This is a genomic window from Tenacibaculum larymnensis, from assembly GCF_028829235.1.
Lineage (GTDB): Bacteria > Bacteroidota > Bacteroidia > Flavobacteriales > Flavobacteriaceae > Polaribacter > Polaribacter larymnensis.
Genome location: NZ_JAIWJY010000009.1, coordinates 119912 through 136487, shown reverse-complemented (window position 1 = coordinate 136487; position 16576 = coordinate 119912). Strand labels below are relative to the sequence as shown.

The following is a 16576-nucleotide window of genomic DNA, read 5'->3' as shown; positions in this document are numbered from 1 at the left end:
TATGAACAAACCAGTTTTTACAGTTGAAGAAATAAAAAGGAAGATTGAGCAGTATTGTGTTTACCAAGATCGATGTCATAAAGAAGTAGAGAAAAAACTTAAAGATTATAACTTAATTCCAGAAGCAAGAGAACATATTTTATTACACTTATTAGAACACAATTTTTTAAATGAAGAACGATTTTCGAAAAGTTTTGCTAGAGGTAAATTCAGAATTAAAAAATGGGGAAAAGACCGAATCGTTAGAGAATTGAAATTTAGAGATATTTCCGCTTATAACATAAAATCAGCTCTGAAAGAAATCGACGAAGAGGAGTATATCAAAACCTTATATAATTTGATCGAAAAAAAGAATGCATCAGTTTCTGAAACAAACCATTTCAAAAGAAAAAAGAAAATTGCTGATTATCTTTTATACAGAGGGTTTGAAAGTAGTTTAATATATGAAGCCTTAAAAACTATTGATTCTTAAATAAACTATCTAAGTTTATTTCACTGTCAAACTTTTTCTTAGTGTAAACTGTATTAATCTTATCGTTAACACTACTAAAAAGCATCATAATTTTTTCAACCTGACTGTTAACCTGATTCGCAGATATTGACGGAATAAAAGTCATATCTGCTAAACGTAAAGTCTCATTTTCAAAAACATTAATACGAGCTTTAAAAGCAGGTGTTTTAAGCGATTCTATATTTAAACTATCCTTAAGTTGTTTGGTAAGTGTTTTTAGTTCTAAAGCATTGTTTAAAGCTTCTGTAGGAGTTGTGCTTTGTAATTCTTGTAAAAAATCTTCAACTATAAAATACTCTTTCCAAGGTTTAATTTCATTAACATATTTTTCATTTATTTTAGAGTAATCAGTATGCTTAACCGAAATATTCATTTCAGTTTTAGTTGGTAACTCTTCTTTTTGCTCACTCTTTTTTTTACAAGAAGTAACTAAAAAAAAGAATGAAACAGTAACAAATAAAAAACGACTCATTTTAATAAAATAATTAAGCGATAAAAGTACATATTTTACTTGGCATTCTTTGTAGAATTAAATTAGAAGTTTGAAATCAGTAGATTAGCAGTCTCTTTTGTAGATAGTTAAAAAAGAATAAATACTTTTTGCGAAATCTTAAATTTAATAACTTTGCAAACATCTATTTTTGAATAATTTAAAATGAGTGAAACGATATTAATTTTAGGAGCTTGCGGGCAAATAGGAACAGAATTAACCCAAAAATTGCGTTCTATTTATGGAGCAGATAATGTAATAGCTTCCGATATTAGAGAAGGAAATGCAGAAATGATGAGTTCTGGACCTTTTGAAATCATCGATGCTACCAACCAAGAGCAAATTTTAAGTGTTGTTCAAAAATATAAAGTAACCCAAGTGTATTTAATGGCGGCAATGTTATCTGCAACTGCAGAAAAATATCCATTAAAAGGTTGGGATTTAAACATGACTTCGTTGTTAGCGGTATTGGAATTAGCTAGAGAAAAGCATATTCAAAAAATATATTGGCCTAGTTCAATGGCTGCTTTTGGACCAACATCACCAAAAATGAATACACCACAGCAAACAATCATGGAGCCTTCTACAGTTTATGGAATAAGTAAAGTAGCAGGAGAGCATTGGTGTAATTATTACCACGATAAATATGGGGTAGATGTACGAAGCATTCGTTATCCAGGAATTATAAGCTGGAAAACTTTGCCAGGTGGAGGAACGACTGATTATGCTGTTGATATTTACTTTGATGCACTGAAAAAAGGAACTTTTGAGTGCTTTTTATCAGAAAATACACGTTTACCAATGATGTATATGGACGATGCTATCAATGCGACTATTCAATTAATGCAGGCTGATGAAGAAAATATTAAAACGAGAACTTCATACAATTTAGCAGCAATTAGTTTTACACCAGCTGAAATAGCTACAGAAATTAAAAAATTTATTCCAGAATTTACTATTACGTATAATCCAGATTTTAGACAAACGATTGCTGATAGTTGGCCTCAGGTTATTGATGATTCAGCAGCAAGAAAAGATTGGGGATGGAGACATCAGTTTGATTTAGCTTCTATGACTAAAGATATTATTACCAATTTGCAAGCAAAAGCTCAAGAGTCAGCTGAAGTGTAAGGTTGTATCTGTGTTTTCGTCTATGTTATTCAAGTTTTGTAGTGAATTGTAACTTAGGTTACCTAAGGTTCACTATAGATAAAATATTTTTGTAATAACAATATGTTTACGATGAAAAAAATTATTCAAAATAGCTTAGAAAAGGCATTGTCTTATAATGAATATAGAGATTTAGTAAGTGATTTATTGTCGCAAGGAAAATCTACTGGACCTAATCAATCAGATGATTTATTAAACTATAGTAAGTTAAATGATAAACGTATGAAACGTTTAGATAAAACAGTAAAACTTACTAAAGAGACACTTGCTAAAATTAAAGATGTAAAAGAACCACAAACTTGGTTAGTATTAACTGAAGGATGGTGTGGTGATGCAGCACAAAACTTACCTGTAATTAATAAAATAGCAGAAGAAAATCCAAACATCAATTTAAAACTAGTTTTACGAGATGAAAACCTAGAGTTGATGGATGAATTTTTAACAAATGGAGGAAGATCAATACCTAAGTTAATTGCTTTAAATCAGGAGAACGAAGTAATCAACACGTGGGGCCCAAGACCTACCACAGCAACTAAAATGGTTGTTGATTATAAAGAGAAGCATGGTAGCTTGGATGCTGATTTTAAAACAGATTTACAAGTTTGGTATAACAAAAATAAAGGAGAAAATACGCAAGAAGATTTAGTATCAATGCTTCAGTAATAAAGTACATAAAAAAGCTAGAAATTCCCCTTTTTGTTTTTGTCAAAAAGGGGAGTTGTTTTCTGTATCTTTGCGTCCATAAGGAATAAATATGTTTGTAGAATTCAGTAGTTTATCAGAAGAGGCAAAAGTTTGGGTATATCCATCAAGTCGAAAATTTTATCCGCAAGAAATTGACGGGCTAAAAGAAAAGTTACAAGGCTTTATTGATGGATGGAAGTCTGAAGATACTGACTTCAAAGCTTCTTTTGAGCTGAAATATAATCGTTTTATTATCTTTTCTGTTGAAGAAGGTTCAGTATTAACGAATGCAGATATTGATAAACAAGTAGCATTTATTTTACAACTACAACAAGAACATGAAGTAGAGTTGTTAGATAAAATGAATGTGTGTTTTAAGCAAGGAGAATTTATTCAGTACAAAGACGTCAAAGAATTTAAAAAGTTGCTTAAAAAGAAGTCTGTATCAGCTAAAACAATAGTTTTTGATAATTTGGTACAAACTAAAATAGAATTAGAAAATTACTGGGAAGTACCTATTACAGAAAGTTGGTATAGCCGATTTTTATAAGTTTTCTATAAAGTCATCAACACTCTGAGCATTATCTACAGAAAAATCTCCAATCTTGGTTCTTCGTAATACAGATAAATGTGCTCCAGAATTTAATGCAACTCCATAGTCGTTGGCAATAGAACGAATATAAGTTCCTTTACTACATACGATTCTGAATTCAATATTAGGTAAATCAATTTTAGTGATTTCAAACTCATTGATTTCTACTTCACGAGCTTTAATTTCTGTAGTTTCACCTTTACGAGCCAACTCGTATAAACGTTTTCCTTCCTTTTTAATGGCAGAAAAAATTGGTGGTTTTTGTTGAATCTTACCAATAAACTGTTCCGTAGTTTTATGCAGTAATTCTTCTGTTATATGCTCTATAGGAAACGTTTCGTTGATTTCTGTTTCTAAATCGTAACTTGGTGTTGTAGCACCCACAACAAACGTACCTGTATATTCTTTTACCTGTCCTTGATACTCGTTGATGTTTTTAGTTTGTTTACCAGTACAAATAATTAACAAACCAGTAGCTAAAGGGTCAAGCGTTCCAGCATGTCCTACTTTAATTTTTTTAATATTAAAACGTTTACGGATATGCCAACGTAGCTTATTCACTACTTGAAAAGAAGTCCATTCCAAAGGTTTATCAATCAATAAAACCTGTCCGTTTTTATAATCTTCTGCAGTCATCTAGAAAAATAAAGAATAGCCAATGGCAATTAAACCTACAATAGCACAGTATAATGAGAAATATGATAATTTACTCTTTTTAACTAGGGCAATCATCCAAGTACATGCTAATAATCCCGAGATAAAAGCTGCAATAAATCCAGCAGATAAAGGAACAATTTCCGAGCTCTGAAAATTAATTTCTCCACTTAAAATATCTTTAGCAACTTTTCCTAAAATTAAAGGTACAACCATTAAAAAAGAAAAACGAGCTGCTTTGGTTCGGTCTACACCTAATAAAACAGATGTTGAAATAGTAGCTCCCGAACGTGAAATTCCAGGTAACATGGCAATAGCTTGTGATATACCTATAATTACTGAACTTTTAAAAGAAACACTTTTGTTAGTGTTCTTAGCTTTGTCAGCTAATAAAAGTAGTACAGCAGTTATTAAAAGCATAAAACCTACTAATAAAACTTTTCCTCCAAAAAAGCTTTCCAATTCTTTTTCAAAGGCTAACCCAATTACTACAGCAGGAATCATAGAAAGAACAATTTTTACAGAAAATTGCATTTCCTCATTCCATTTAAACTGAAATAAACCTCTAAAAATCTCAGCAATTTCTTTTCTAAATACTACAATAGTACTTAATGCTGTTGCAGCATGTAAAACCACAGTAAATGTTAGGCTTTCTTGAGGTACAGAAGTATCTCCAAATAAAGCTTTTGCTAATTCTAAATGACCACTAGAGGAAACGGGTAAAAATTCAGTAAGACCCTGGATAATTCCAAGGATAATTGCTTCTAATAAATCCATGCTTATTTTTTAGGATTGGCAAAAATAGCATAAATTTCTATACCCAATCCGATAATTACTAAGGTAGGAGCTAAACGAATTCTACGCCAACTATATATTTCTGGATTAAATACATTAGGATCATCACTACCACCGCCTGCCATTAAAATAAACCCTAAGGCAATTACAGCAATACCAATAAGCATAATAATATAGTTTCGTTTACCGAATAGAAATTCTTGTTTTGGTGAATTGTCTTTTTTCATAAATATTTTAGTAGTACAAATCGTTGGTTTGTAAATTTAAGAATCGTTGTGTAGCAAAGAAAGTGCTAATCCATGTAATAAAAAAAGCAACAAGTATAACTCCTCCAGCTACATAACCTAAAGCAACATAGTCTGTAAGTAGTTCTAATGTAGGGATGTATTTATCTACATAATAAATTAAAATACCCAATCCACTTATTGCTATAAAAGCACCTAATAATCCTAGTTTAATGCTTTGCCAAATAAAAGGTCTACGGATAAAGCTCTTAGTAGCACCAACCATTTGCATGGTTTTTATGTTGAATCGTTTTGAGTAAATTGACAATCGGATAGAGCTGTTTATTAAAATAATAGCAACTAATCCGAAAAAACCACTTAACACTAATAACCAAAAACTAATACGTTGGATGTTTTTGGTAAGTAATTGTACTAATGGTTTATCATAGCTTACTTCAGCAACAAACTTGTTTTTATCAAAAGACTTTTCAAGTTCACTCATTTTTTCAGGAGTCACAAAATCTGCTTTTAGATAAATGTCAATTCCATTTTTTAAGGGATTATCTCCCAAAAACTGTAAAAAATCTTCACCTAAATCTTTTTTATATTCTTTGGCAGCGTCTTCTTTAGAAATATAAACAACCTTGTTAACAAACGTCTCTTTTTTAATTGATTCCTTAAGACTTTTAATGTTTTTATCAGCTACTTCATCTTTTAAGAAAAGCGTCATAACTACTTTTTCCTTAAAGTGATTCGCAACTTTTGTTGATTTTAAAAGAACTAAACCTAAAACACCAATCATAAAAAGTACTAAAGCAATACTTACTACTACTGATATGTATGAAGATTGTAATCGGCGTTTTTGAAAAGAATCAAAAGAGGTTGTCATTAGTAAATACTGATTTTAAGGCGTTGCAAGATACAAATATTTAATTTTTAAACTGTTCCTATTCTTTTATCTCTTGGCATAACTCAATAAGTACACCATTGGTAGTTTTAGGATGCAAAAAAGCTACTAGTTTATTATCGGCTCCTTTTTTAGGAGTTTCATTCAAAACAGTAAAACCTTCACCTTGTAAACGTTTAATTTCTTCTTTTATGTTATCAACTGCAAAAGCAATGTGATGAATTCCTTCTCCTTTTTTTTCTATAAACTTTGCTATAGGACTCTCGGGCTTTGTAGCTTCTAATAATTCAATTTTATTAGGGCCAGATTTAAAAAATGAAGTTTTTACACCTTCACTAGCAACTTCTTCAATTTTATAATGAGATTCTCCAAAAAGAGAAGCAAATAATGAGTTAGATTTTTCTAAATCTTTAACGGCTATACCAATATGTTCAATTTTGTTCATAACGTAAAAGTAAAAAATATAGCGAACTATCTATAAACTTTCTATTGCTATTTTTTCAGCCATAATAATAAGTACGTCTGATTGGTTTATCATTGAAAGTATTTGTGAGCTAATTCCTTTAAGTTGTTCATGATTGCAACAAAAGCTCCAAACTTGTTCTAGGAATTGTGTAAAATCTTCATTTGTGTCGTATTTAAACTGCTTGGTTTGGTAAATTACTGCTAAAAGTTGCTCTATCAAAGTTGTTGAATTATCTAAAATGGTAGCATAGGGAGTGTATACTTCCCATAAGTCTTGTTGAGCTTCTGTTAATGTTGATGCTCCTAATTGTAGAGTTTCTTTTTTCTTATTTCTACTATCAGGGATAAATGAACTTAACATGGCTCTTTTAACTGCAAATTTTGAAGATTCTGGTAAGTTAAGTGCTTTTAATACTTCTTCTGTAGCTAACAACCAATCGCGAATATTTTTAGTGCTTTGCGTATTTTTTTTCTCAATTTGATTTACTAATTCATGTATTTCATTCAATTGAGTTTTGAGTTGATTGGTTATTTTTGTAATTGATTTTCTCATAACTATTCTGGTAATAGTTTGGTTTCTCTTACACCATCTTCATTCTCTGAAGTATACCACTCCATACCTTCTTCATTTAAAGTCATTTTAATCTGAACTATATTTTCAGGTTTGATTTCGTTTAGTTTATGAGCTTCTACAATAACTTTCGTGTTTTTTTGTGTTATTTGTCTACTTTTAATAGATGGTCTTAATTCTGAATTAAGTTTTTTAACCAATACATCGTAACTAACTTTTTCATTATAAATAGAGATAAACTCTTCAGATAATTGTTGTGAAAATCTTGATAATACAGGATCGATTTCACCAGTTGCTTTTATATTTTTTTCAAGTTCATCTGTTCTTTGTGCTATTACTGAACGAAGTATAGTAGACGTTTTTCTGTCAAAAGAAGTAATTTTTGAAGCATCTTTTAAAATTGTATAGGTTTGTGAATTGAAAGCAATATTATCAATAGGTTCGTAATCGGCTTCATAAGCCTCTTCTAATTCTCCAATTGCTACAGGAATGGTGAGTTCAATATTTTGTGCTTTAAAACGAGGAATAGAAAAATGTTTCAAGAGTTCATGACGTGAAAACTTCTCAGCAATCTCTAAAGATTTTAAATCAGACATTAAACGTGCTTCTGCAATGCTGGTAGCGATTCCCCCTAAATATTCATTTAAATTTACCATAATAAAAATTTTTAAAAAGAGGTTGTACGGTTTGGTACGGTACAACCTCGTTATCAATGTTAAGCTACAGCAGCAATACTGTCCTCTAGCATATTTAAAATTCTACTTAACCCTTCAGGTAATTCGTCGTTTACGGCACGAACTTTTACCCCAAGATTATATGTTTTATCAACCTTAACGCCTTGAGATGTGTTTCTTTTGTAAGATGCAGAAGCTTTAAAGTTTACAATTTTGTAATTGATTCCTAGTTCTGCACTAGCTGCAAACTCAGACGATACGTTTCTTGTTTCAGTAGAACTCAAGCGCGCATTAAAATCAATGTTTACTTCATCAACACGAATTGATGGAATGGTAAGCATTGTTAAAAATGGTACTTTGATTTCAATTTCACTTTTTAAGAATTTTTGATTTTCAGGACCAATGGCTTCATTTGGATCGTAATCAGGGTTAGGTACTGATTTTTCATATTGAAAATCAACATAACGTAATGAATCTGGATTAGCAGGGTTATTGTCTTTTTCAAAACCTACTTCTTTAATAAAATTTACAGTGGCCATAGAAGCTGCTGTTTGTGCTTGTATTGCAGCCTGTAAAGGACCTCCAACATATACGTTGAAGTCTAAACTGTTTAATTCTGGAACTAAATTTGGCATATTTTTTATTTTGTGTACCTACTCTGTTTATAATTAGGCTTTTCGGTGTTCGCCTAGTATTTCGAAATAACTGAAGGCAAAGTTGAATGAAATTTAGAGTAGAGTTTCGAGGAGTAGAACTGTAAAAGTGTTGTGATAGCCCTAGGTTTTAAAAGAGATTTTTCTCCTATATATTTTAGGAAATAAAAGTTTTTGTTTTGTATAGTTATTATTAATAGACTTGAAATGCTATGAAAAATTTAATGAAAATCACTTCTCTATAATTTTTATTACAGATTGTTTATGTGTTTTTGAAAATTACGAGTAAAGGTTTTAAGAACACTTTTTAATATTCCAAGGAAAAAATCTTTTTCTGTAGTAAAATTAGTGTAGAAAGGATGTTTAACTTTTTTTACAAGAAAAAAACAAGAGTATATGCCATGAAAAAACAAGAGTTAAAACATTTGTATGGTTTAGGGGTTTTTCCTGTTTGTGGGTTGTGGAAGGTTAAGTAACCATTTGATAACTCAGGTTTTAAAGGGTTTCTGAGTAATTCCGTTTTTTTTATTAAGAAATAAGCCGTTATATTTAGAAAATCAAAAAATCAATTTTATTATGAAAAACACTAACCAACTTAAATTATTATTGTTAACTCTTGTAATGAGTTTTGCTATTTCATGTGATAAGATAAATGGCAATAAATGTGATTGTGACGATTGGCAGTCTCAAGTGCCAGAAGGTACTTTTTGTTACTCTGATGAAGGAAGAACAAAAGAAATGCTAAACTATAAGGAAGTTATTCAAATGCTATCGAGTTATGATAGAACAAGAATTGCGCCACTAGAAGAAGCTTTAGGATATGAAGATACACGTGCTAACACATTTGACTTTGTGCAATTTAAAAAGTATTTGGGGCACGTAGAAAACCTAAGTAAAAAGGCAAAAATTAAAATAACAGGAATCAGCTTTATATCTACAGCTAAAGAAAATCATAAGGATACTGGTAAAAACTATAGTAGTCTAATTTATATTCCTACGACTACAATTGATGGAAAGCAAATAGCTTTTGACCCTGTGCAATCCGCAAAACAAGGAAAATTAGTAACGTTTAAAGAAATGCTGGCAAAGCATGGATATAAATGGATATATAATACTAGAGAAGAGTTTGAAAAAGGGAAGAGAGATGATTATAACTATAGAGTAAAAACAGTGAGAGAAAATAAAGCTGGGTTTATGTTTGCTTCACCTCAAGATGATGAGTTGTTAAGTGGGGCAGGTAATTATGGGCATTTAGAACCACCTTACGCCAATTAATAAATAATTATTTTATGCATCTATTTGACGCACCTTTATATTCACAATTATTAGCAGCTTTATTAAGCAGTATTCTTTTATTGAAAAAAAGAACATTTTTTATAAAGGTATTAACATTATATCTAGTTATTACTTTTGTTGTTGAATTAATAGGGACGTATTTGAGTAGTATTAGAGGAGCAAATTTTAGGCTTTACCATTATTATGCTATCTTTTCTTACTTTACAGTATTTATTCTATTTAGGAGCGTTTTAAAAGAAAAAAAATATTTGAAAATTGTCTATGTATTACTAGTATTACTTGTAATTCTATGGGGATTGACTTTTTTTGATAAAAATTATATGCATTATACTGCTATGTTAGGATCTCTGTGTATAGGAGGTTTGATTTTTTTGTACTTAAGGGAGTTATTATTATCAAATGAGATTGTAAATTATAAAAAGCTGTTACCATTTTGGGTTTCAGTAGGATTTCTTGTTTTTCATTTACCAGCCATTCCATTTTTTAGCTTTTGGAGTTATATGAAAAATAGAGATCTAGTACCTATCTTACATGCGTTAATTGTTTTAATGAATATTATTATATCTTTTGGTTTAATATGGAGCAGCAGGAAGGTAGGATATTAATAGTTACAACAATTGTAATAATAATAATAATTGTTTTTTTAGTGACATTGTTTACGGTTTTCCAAAATAGAAAAAACAAGTTGCTACAAGAACGAGATAAAAATAAAAAACGATACGAAAGAGAAATTGCTGAGACTCAAATAGAAATAAGAGAAGAGACTTTAAGAAATATTAGTTGGGAGTTGCATGATAATATAGGGCAACTCCTAACTTTAGCTAAAATACAGTTACAGCATGCTTCTCCTGAAAGTATGGAAGAAATTTCTGAAATTATAGCAAAAAGCTTAACGGAAGTAAGAGCGTTGTCAAAAATAATTAATCCAGATTTTATTAATAATATAAAATTAAAAGATGCATTAAATTTAGAAGTAGAGCGATTTAATAGGTTAAACTATATTGATGCTAGATTAACAATTACAGGAGAAGAACAAGAGATAAATCAAAAACATGGAATAATTATTTTTAGAATTCTTCAAGAGTTTTTTTCTAACACGATAAAGCACTCTAAAGCATCTAAACTGGAAGTTTTTTTAACTTATAAAGAAGAATCAATAGAGGTAAAAGCTCAAGATAATGGGGTAGGTTTTGACATGGAAAGAGTGAGGTTAAAAGGTTTAGGATTACAAAACATAAAAGCCAGAGCCAAGCTAATTAACGCAGAGACTAAGTTTATGTCAGAGCCCCAAAAAGGCACAAGTTTAATAATAAATTACTATATTTAAAGAACCTTAGTGTATTTCCCCAACAACTAATAACCAATATAACCCACAAAATTATGAAATACTCAGTTGTTGTTGTAGATGATCATACGTTATTGTCACAAGCTATCGAAGGTATGGTAAACACTTTTGATAAATTTAAGGTGCTTTACACTTGCAAAAATGGTAAAGAAGTCGAAGAAAAGTTTTTGGCATCGCCTAAAAACATACCAGATTTAGTTTTAGTAGATGTAAATATGCCAGTGATGAACGGTATTGAAACTACAGAGTGGATAGTGAATAACTACCCACAAGTACATGTTATGGCATTGTCTGTAGAAGATGCTGATGGTACTATTTTAAAAATGTTAAAAGCTGGTGCTGTAGGGTACTTGTTAAAAGATACCAAAAAAGAAATCCTAGAGAAAGCGTTGTTAGAAATGATGGATAACGGATTTTATCACACCAAAAATGTTACCACGCTATTGTTAGATTCCGTTTCAGGGAAAAATTCAAGAAATAACTTTGCCTTTTAAAGACAATGAAATAACTTTTATGAAGCTTGCATGCTCGGAATTGACGTATAAAGAAATAGCTGAAAAAATGTTTTTAAGTCCAAAAACAATTGACGGTTATCGAGATAGTTTATTTACAAAGTTAAATGTAAGAAATAGAGTAGGCTTAGTTATGTATGCCATAAAAAATAAAATTTACACTCCGTAATTTTATGCTTAAATTTGCAACATGGAAGAAACAAATAGACAGCGAAAAATAGCAGGAGTGTTGCAACAGGATTTAGTAGACGTTTTACAGCGTGCTGCTCAAGATGGAATGAAGGGAGTGATTATATCGGTTTCTAAAGTTTCGGTTACTGCAGATTTGGGAGTAGCAAAAGTATACTTAAGTGTTTTCCCTTCAGAAAAAAGAGACGAAATTATTGAAGGAGTAAAATCTAATACACCTTTAATTCGTCATGAATTAGCACAGCGAACAAAAAATCAATTACGAAGAATGCCAGAATTGTTGTTCTTTGGAGATGATAGTTTGGATTATATTGAGGATATTGATAAGTCTTTAAAAGGAGAAGATGTCGACCCGATAAAAAATCCAGATGTTTTGCCTCGTCGTCAAAAACGTTAATAATTTTTGTTACATTGGCTAGCTAAATTTATTAATGCTTGAACTTTTCTTTATACATAGCTAAACGATACTTGTTTTCTAAAACGAGTACCAATGCAATTAATATTATTACAGCAATAGCTGTTTTTGGTGTTGTGGTAGGTACCTTGGCTTTGTTTGTTGTATTGTCTGGTTTTTCTGGGTTAAAGACTTTTAGTGATTCATTACTTAATGCATCAGATCCAGATATAAAAATTACGGCTTCAAAAGGAAAATCTTTTCAATATTCACAAAAATTAGATAATGTTTTACAACAAAATGAAGAGATAGAGGCTGCTTCAAAAGTAGTAGAAGAACGTGTTTTTTTAAAGTATAAAGATAAAGAGCATATTGCCCAAATTAAAGGGGTTGATTCAAATTACTCAAAAATTATTCCGACAGATTCCTTGCTAACAGTAGGTACTTGGATTGATGAAGCATATAAGAATACAGCAGTAGTAGGATACGGAATATCTTATAAACTATCGTTGGGGATTTTTAATTTTGGTGAAACACTTCAAATTTTAGTGCCAAAACCAGGAAAAGGATTTATCAATGCAAATAATGCTTTTCGATCGGTTTCAACACAAATAGTAGGTGTGTATACAGGATCTGAAGAATTTCAAAATAAATATGTATTTACTGAGGCATCACTTGCACAAGAGTTATTAGGTTACGATAATAACCAAATAACAGGAGTTGAGTTACGCTTAAAAGAAGGAGTAAACCTCGATAGATTCCAAGAGAATTTGCAAAACATTTTAGGAGATAAGTTAAAGGTACAAACACGTACACAGTTAAATACGTTGTATTATAAAGTAATAAATACTGAAAACTTTATCTCATATTTAATTTTTACGTTAATTGTTGCTATTGCTTTGTTTAATGTGATTGGGTCAATTATTATGATGATTATTGATAAACGTCAAAATCTAAAAACTCTCTTTAACTTAGGAAGTAGTATAGAGGATATAAAAAAGATATTTGTATTACAAGGTTTCTTATTAACACTCGTGGGAATGGGGATAGGAATTGTTCTAGGTGTAATTCTTGTATTAATGCAACAACGCTTTGAGTTGTTAATGATTACACAAAATTTAGCATACCCAGTAGAGTTTAAGTGGTTAAACTTACTAGTGGTAGTTATTACAATTTCAGCTTTAGGATATTTAGCAGCAAAAATTGCAAGTTCTAGAATTTCAAAAAGTTTTATTGAGCGATAAAACGTTAACCTACCCTATTTCAGGAATTGTTGCATTTCCAAACTTAGTTTGTACCTCGTCAAACGCAGCAAAAACATCTTTAGGATCATCAGAAGTAACCATTTTCATTCTGTGTTCTTTAAAATGTGGAATTCCCTTAAAGTAGTTTGTGTAGTGTCTTCTCGTTTCTACAACACCTAAATGTTCACCTTTCCAATCTATAGCCATTTCTAAATGACGGCGTGCCATATCAACACGTTCAGAAATAGTTGGTTTAGATAAATACTCTCCAGTTTTAAAATAATGTTTCACTTCATTAAAAAACCAAGGGTATCCAATAGAAGCACGACCAATCATACAACCATCTAGTCCGTATTTGTCACGCATTTCCATAGCTTTTTCAGGAGAATCAACATCACCATTTCCAAATACAGGAATATGCATTCTAGGATTATTTTTCACTTCAGCAATAGGAGCCCAGTCAGCATTACCTTTATACATTTGAGCACGTGTACGTCCATGGATAGAGATAGCTTTACATCCCACATCTTGCAAACGTTCGGCAACTTCAATTATTCTAATAGAATCATGATCCCAGCCTAAACGAGTTTTTACGGTAATAGGTAAGTTGGTGTGTTTAACCATGGCCTCAGTAAGAGAAACCATCAAATCAATATCTTTTAAAATTCCAGCCCCAGCACCTTTAGAAACTACTTTCTTAACAGGACAACCAAAATTAATATCAATAATATCCGGATTTGTTTTTTCAACAATCTCTACAGAACGTAACATCGAGTCTAGATTAGCACCAAAAATTTGAATCCCAACAGGGCGTTCTTTTTCGTAGATATCTAGTTTCATTACGCTTTTAGCTGCATCGCGAATTAATCCTTCCGAAGAAATAAATTCAGTATACACTACATCAGCACCGTTTTCTTTACATAAAGCTCTAAACGGTGGATCACTCACATCTTCCATTGGCGCTAACAATAGCGGAAAATCAGGAAGTTCTATGTTACCTATTTTTACCATGCTGCAAAGTTACTTTTTTTTGAGTAATTACGTATATTTCGCCTTTTAACTCACAAACTTTTTTATTGAAACTGCCTTTTGAGCCCATTTTGTTCGGTTACACGGTTAATATTCATCTTGTTCTTGAATATTTAGCATTCTTTTTAGCTTTTCGTTATTATGTTTTCTTACGTAAGAAAAGGAAAGATTATATTTCTTCTAATAACAGATTGTCAATTATTTTAGGAGCTGCTATAGGAGCTTTCATAGGTTCTCGATTAGTTGGAGTGTTAGAAAACCCTTTAGTAACTTTTTCAGCAAGAAACATCATTCAATTATTAAATGTAAAAACTATTATGGGAGGCTTATTTGGCGGTTTAATAGGGGTGGAGTTAGCAAAAAAAATAATAGGAGAAACAAAATCATCTGGTGATTTGTTTGTGTTTCCTATAATTGCTGGAATTTTTATAGGGAGAATAGGGTGTTTTCTTTCAGGGGTTAATGAGTTTACCTATGGAATAGAAACTACTTCTTTTTTAGGTATGGATTTAGGGGATGGAGTGTTAAGGCATTCAATTGCATTGTATGAATTAGTGTTTTTAATCACGTTGTTCATCAGTTTAAAGCAACTACAAAGGAAATATATTTTACAATCAGGAGAACTTTTTAAGTTTTTTATGTTGGCTTATTTTGGTTTTCGCTTTTGTATAGAATTTTTAAAACCCAATACCTTTTTTGTGTTAGGGTTAAGTACTATTCAAATGCTATGTATAGTTTGTTATGTATATTACACAAAATTTATAATTCTAAAAATAAAAAATGCCAGAAAGAAAATATAACTACTATGATTTTACATTGAGCTTGTGCCCTGAATGTTTAAAAAGAGTAGATGCTAAAATTGTATTTGAAGATGACAAGGTTTATATGCTTAAACGCTGTAGAGAACATGGAAATTCAAAAGTGTTAATAGCTGATGATATTGAGTATTATAAAAATATCAGAAATTACAACAAACCTAGTGAGATGCCTTATACGTTTAACACAAAAACAGATTATGGATGTCCTTACGATTGCGGTTTATGTCCAGATCATGAACAACACTCATGTTTAACTGTTGTTGAGGTTACGGATAGGTGTAATTTAACTTGTCCTACCTGTTATGCTGGCTCATCGCCCACCTACGGACGCCATCGAACTTTAGAAGAAGTAAAAGCGATGTTAGATGCCGTAGTGAAAAATGAGAAAGAACCAGATGTAGTACAAATTAGTGGGGGAGAACCAACGATACATCCACAGTTTTGGGAAATTTTAGATTACGCAAAATCACTTCCAATAAGGCATTTAATGTTAAATACAAACGGAATAAAAATAGCCAAGGATCTTGCTTTAGCTGAACGATTGAAAACGTATACGCCAGATTTTGAAGTATACTTACAGTTCGATTCTTTTGAAGATAGTGTATTGAGAGAGTTGAGAGGAGCAGATTTGAATGAAATTCGTAAACAAGCGCTCGAAAACTTGAATAAGTTAAATTTATCAACAACCTTGGTAGTTACTCTTCAAAAAGGACTAAATGACCATGAAATAGGTAAAGTAATTGATTATGCTTTACAACAAAAATGTGTTCGTGGTGTTACTTTCCAACCAACACAAATAGCGGGAAGATTAGAAAGTTTTAATCCAGAAACAGATAGAATGACGCTTACAGAAGTCAGAAGAAAAATCATGGAACAAACTGATGTTTTCAATACTGATGATTTAATACCAGTACCTTGTAACCCTGATGCTTTGGTAATGGGGTATGCTCTTAAGTTGGGAGGGGAAGTGTTTCCGTTAACACGCTATATTAATCCAAATGACTTATTAGATAATAGTAAAAACACGATTATTTACGAGCAAGATGAAGCTTTGCATGGAAAAATGATAGAGCTTTTTAGTACAGGGAATTCTGTTGAAGTAGCAGAAGAAAATTTAAAATCAATAATGTGTTGTTTACCAAATATTGATGCGCCAGAGTTAGGATATGACAATTTATTTAGAGTTATAATCATGCAATTTATTGATGCTTATAATTTTGATGTACGAGCAGTAAAAAAATCATGTGTACACATAGTAGACAAAGACAATAAAATTATTCCTTTTGAAACTATGAATCTATTTTATAGAGATGACAAAAGAGAATATTTAGAAGAGTTAAGACAAGAAATATAAGAAAA

General features: G+C 31.0%; 23 protein-coding genes. 13 read left to right on the top strand and 10 right to left on the bottom strand.

Features of this window, described 5'->3' with window-relative positions:
* The first annotated feature begins 1 nt into the window (after nucleotide 1).
* Nucleotides 2-472: a regulatory protein RecX gene (locus tag LCI24_RS13350; RefSeq protein WP_274640824.1), complete on the top strand. Its 471-nt coding sequence runs from the start codon at nucleotides 2-4 to the stop codon at nucleotides 470-472.
* Here LCI24_RS13350 and LCI24_RS13345 read toward each other — a convergent pair.
* Nucleotides 459-983, bottom strand: a complete 525-nt coding sequence (locus LCI24_RS13345) for a hypothetical protein (RefSeq protein ID WP_274640823.1) — start codon at nucleotides 981-983, stop codon at nucleotides 459-461. The two genes, LCI24_RS13350 and LCI24_RS13345, sit on opposite strands and share 14 nt — an antisense overlap.
* A gap of 183 nt (nucleotides 984-1166) precedes the next feature.
* On the opposite strand from LCI24_RS13345, the gene LCI24_RS13340 reads away from it, so the two are divergent.
* The 3 genes from LCI24_RS13340 (at nucleotide 1167) to LCI24_RS13330 (ending at nucleotide 3405) form a co-directional block, all read left to right on the top strand.
* Nucleotides 1167-2132, top strand: coding sequence for an NAD-dependent epimerase/dehydratase family protein (locus LCI24_RS13340; protein WP_274640822.1), 966 nt, complete (start codon nucleotides 1167-1169; stop codon nucleotides 2130-2132).
* Nucleotides 2133-2243: 111 nt separating this feature from the next.
* Nucleotides 2244-2834, top strand: coding sequence for a thioredoxin family protein (locus LCI24_RS13335; RefSeq protein WP_124589571.1), 591 nt, complete (start codon nucleotides 2244-2246; stop codon nucleotides 2832-2834).
* A gap of 91 nt (nucleotides 2835-2925) precedes the next feature.
* Nucleotides 2926-3405: an ABC transporter ATPase gene (locus LCI24_RS13330; RefSeq protein WP_274640821.1), complete on the top strand. Its 480-nt coding sequence runs from the start codon at nucleotides 2926-2928 to the stop codon at nucleotides 3403-3405.
* Here LCI24_RS13330 and truB read toward each other — a convergent pair.
* From truB to LCI24_RS13290, 8 genes are read right to left on the bottom strand one after another with little or no spacing between them, the layout of a single operon-like run.
* A complete protein-coding gene (gene truB / locus LCI24_RS13325; protein ID WP_274640820.1) occupies nucleotides 3400-4083 on the bottom strand; it encodes a tRNA pseudouridine(55) synthase TruB in 684 nt (227 codons plus the stop codon). The genes LCI24_RS13330 and truB overlap by 6 nt on opposite strands.
* Nucleotides 4084-4878 (bottom strand): undecaprenyl-diphosphate phosphatase, encoded by a 795-nt coding sequence (locus tag LCI24_RS13320; RefSeq protein WP_274640819.1) that lies wholly within the window; start codon nucleotides 4876-4878, stop codon nucleotides 4084-4086. It abuts the gene before it with no gap.
* A gap of 2 nt (nucleotides 4879-4880) precedes the next feature.
* Nucleotides 4881-5123 (bottom strand): DUF3098 domain-containing protein, encoded by a 243-nt coding sequence (locus LCI24_RS13315; RefSeq protein ID WP_047789969.1) that lies wholly within the window; start codon nucleotides 5121-5123, stop codon nucleotides 4881-4883.
* A gap of 7 nt (nucleotides 5124-5130) precedes the next feature.
* Complete coding sequence (locus tag LCI24_RS13310; protein WP_099215710.1) at nucleotides 5131-6009, bottom strand: cell division protein FtsX; 879 nt, start codon at nucleotides 6007-6009, stop codon at nucleotides 5131-5133.
* Nucleotides 6010-6067: 58 nt separating this feature from the next.
* The gene (gene mce, locus LCI24_RS13305; protein WP_274640818.1) at nucleotides 6068-6472 is read right to left on the bottom strand and encodes a methylmalonyl-CoA epimerase; all 405 of its coding nucleotides are present in this window, start codon (nucleotides 6470-6472) and stop codon (nucleotides 6068-6070) included.
* A 30-nt stretch (nucleotides 6473-6502) separates the two neighbouring features.
* Nucleotides 6503-7045 (bottom strand): hypothetical protein, encoded by a 543-nt coding sequence (locus tag LCI24_RS13300; protein WP_274640817.1) that lies wholly within the window; start codon nucleotides 7043-7045, stop codon nucleotides 6503-6505.
* Between the two features lie 2 nt (nucleotides 7046-7047).
* The gene (locus LCI24_RS13295; protein ID WP_274640816.1) at nucleotides 7048-7719 is read right to left on the bottom strand and encodes a hypothetical protein; all 672 of its coding nucleotides are present in this window, start codon (nucleotides 7717-7719) and stop codon (nucleotides 7048-7050) included.
* Nucleotides 7720-7778: 59 nt separating this feature from the next.
* On the bottom strand, nucleotides 7779-8372 hold the full coding sequence (locus LCI24_RS13290) for a DUF2589 domain-containing protein (protein ID WP_274640815.1): 594 nt from the start codon (nucleotides 8370-8372) through the stop codon (nucleotides 7779-7781).
* Between the two features lie 594 nt (nucleotides 8373-8966).
* On the opposite strand from LCI24_RS13290, the gene LCI24_RS13285 reads away from it, so the two are divergent.
* The 7 genes from LCI24_RS13285 (at nucleotide 8967) to LCI24_RS13260 (ending at nucleotide 13370) form a co-directional block, all read left to right on the top strand.
* Entirely contained in the window at nucleotides 8967-9665 is a 699-nt protein-coding gene (locus tag LCI24_RS13285) for a hypothetical protein (RefSeq protein WP_274640814.1), read from the top strand.
* A gap of 14 nt (nucleotides 9666-9679) precedes the next feature.
* Entirely contained in the window at nucleotides 9680-10291 is a 612-nt protein-coding gene (locus LCI24_RS13280; protein WP_274640813.1) for a hypothetical protein, read from the top strand.
* An 80-nt stretch (nucleotides 10292-10371) separates the two neighbouring features.
* Nucleotides 10372-11013 (top strand): sensor histidine kinase, encoded by a 642-nt coding sequence (locus LCI24_RS13275; RefSeq protein WP_274640812.1) that lies wholly within the window; start codon nucleotides 10372-10374, stop codon nucleotides 11011-11013.
* Nucleotides 11014-11066: 53 nt separating this feature from the next.
* Nucleotides 11067-11525 (top strand): response regulator, encoded by a 459-nt coding sequence (locus LCI24_RS13270; protein WP_313814384.1) that lies wholly within the window; start codon nucleotides 11067-11069, stop codon nucleotides 11523-11525.
* Nucleotides 11526-11544: 19 nt separating this feature from the next.
* Nucleotides 11545-11712, top strand: a complete 168-nt coding sequence (locus LCI24_RS17020) for a response regulator transcription factor (RefSeq protein ID WP_313814405.1) — start codon at nucleotides 11545-11547, stop codon at nucleotides 11710-11712.
* 21 nt (nucleotides 11713-11733) lie between these two features.
* Nucleotides 11734-12129: a 30S ribosome-binding factor RbfA gene (gene rbfA / locus LCI24_RS13265; protein ID WP_047789979.1), complete on the top strand. Its 396-nt coding sequence runs from the start codon at nucleotides 11734-11736 to the stop codon at nucleotides 12127-12129.
* Nucleotides 12130-12167: 38 nt separating this feature from the next.
* Complete coding sequence (locus LCI24_RS13260; RefSeq protein ID WP_274640811.1) at nucleotides 12168-13370, top strand: ABC transporter permease; 1203 nt, start codon at nucleotides 12168-12170, stop codon at nucleotides 13368-13370.
* 9 nt (nucleotides 13371-13379) lie between these two features.
* Here the strand turns inward: LCI24_RS13260 and dusB are convergent, their stop codons facing one another.
* Nucleotides 13380-14381, bottom strand: coding sequence for a tRNA dihydrouridine synthase DusB (gene dusB, locus LCI24_RS13255; protein ID WP_274640810.1), 1002 nt, complete (start codon nucleotides 14379-14381; stop codon nucleotides 13380-13382).
* 65 nt (nucleotides 14382-14446) lie between these two features.
* Here dusB and LCI24_RS13250 point away from each other — a divergent pair, with 65 nt between their 5' ends.
* Both LCI24_RS13250 and LCI24_RS13245 read left to right on the top strand, forming a co-directional pair.
* A complete protein-coding gene (locus LCI24_RS13250; RefSeq protein ID WP_274640809.1) occupies nucleotides 14447-15199 on the top strand; it encodes a prolipoprotein diacylglyceryl transferase in 753 nt (250 codons plus the stop codon).
* Nucleotides 15180-16571, top strand: a complete 1392-nt coding sequence (locus LCI24_RS13245) for a radical SAM protein (RefSeq protein ID WP_274640808.1) — start codon at nucleotides 15180-15182, stop codon at nucleotides 16569-16571. The genes LCI24_RS13250 and LCI24_RS13245 overlap by 20 nt, the downstream gene beginning before the upstream one ends.
* Nucleotides 16572-16576: the final 5 nt, after the last annotated feature.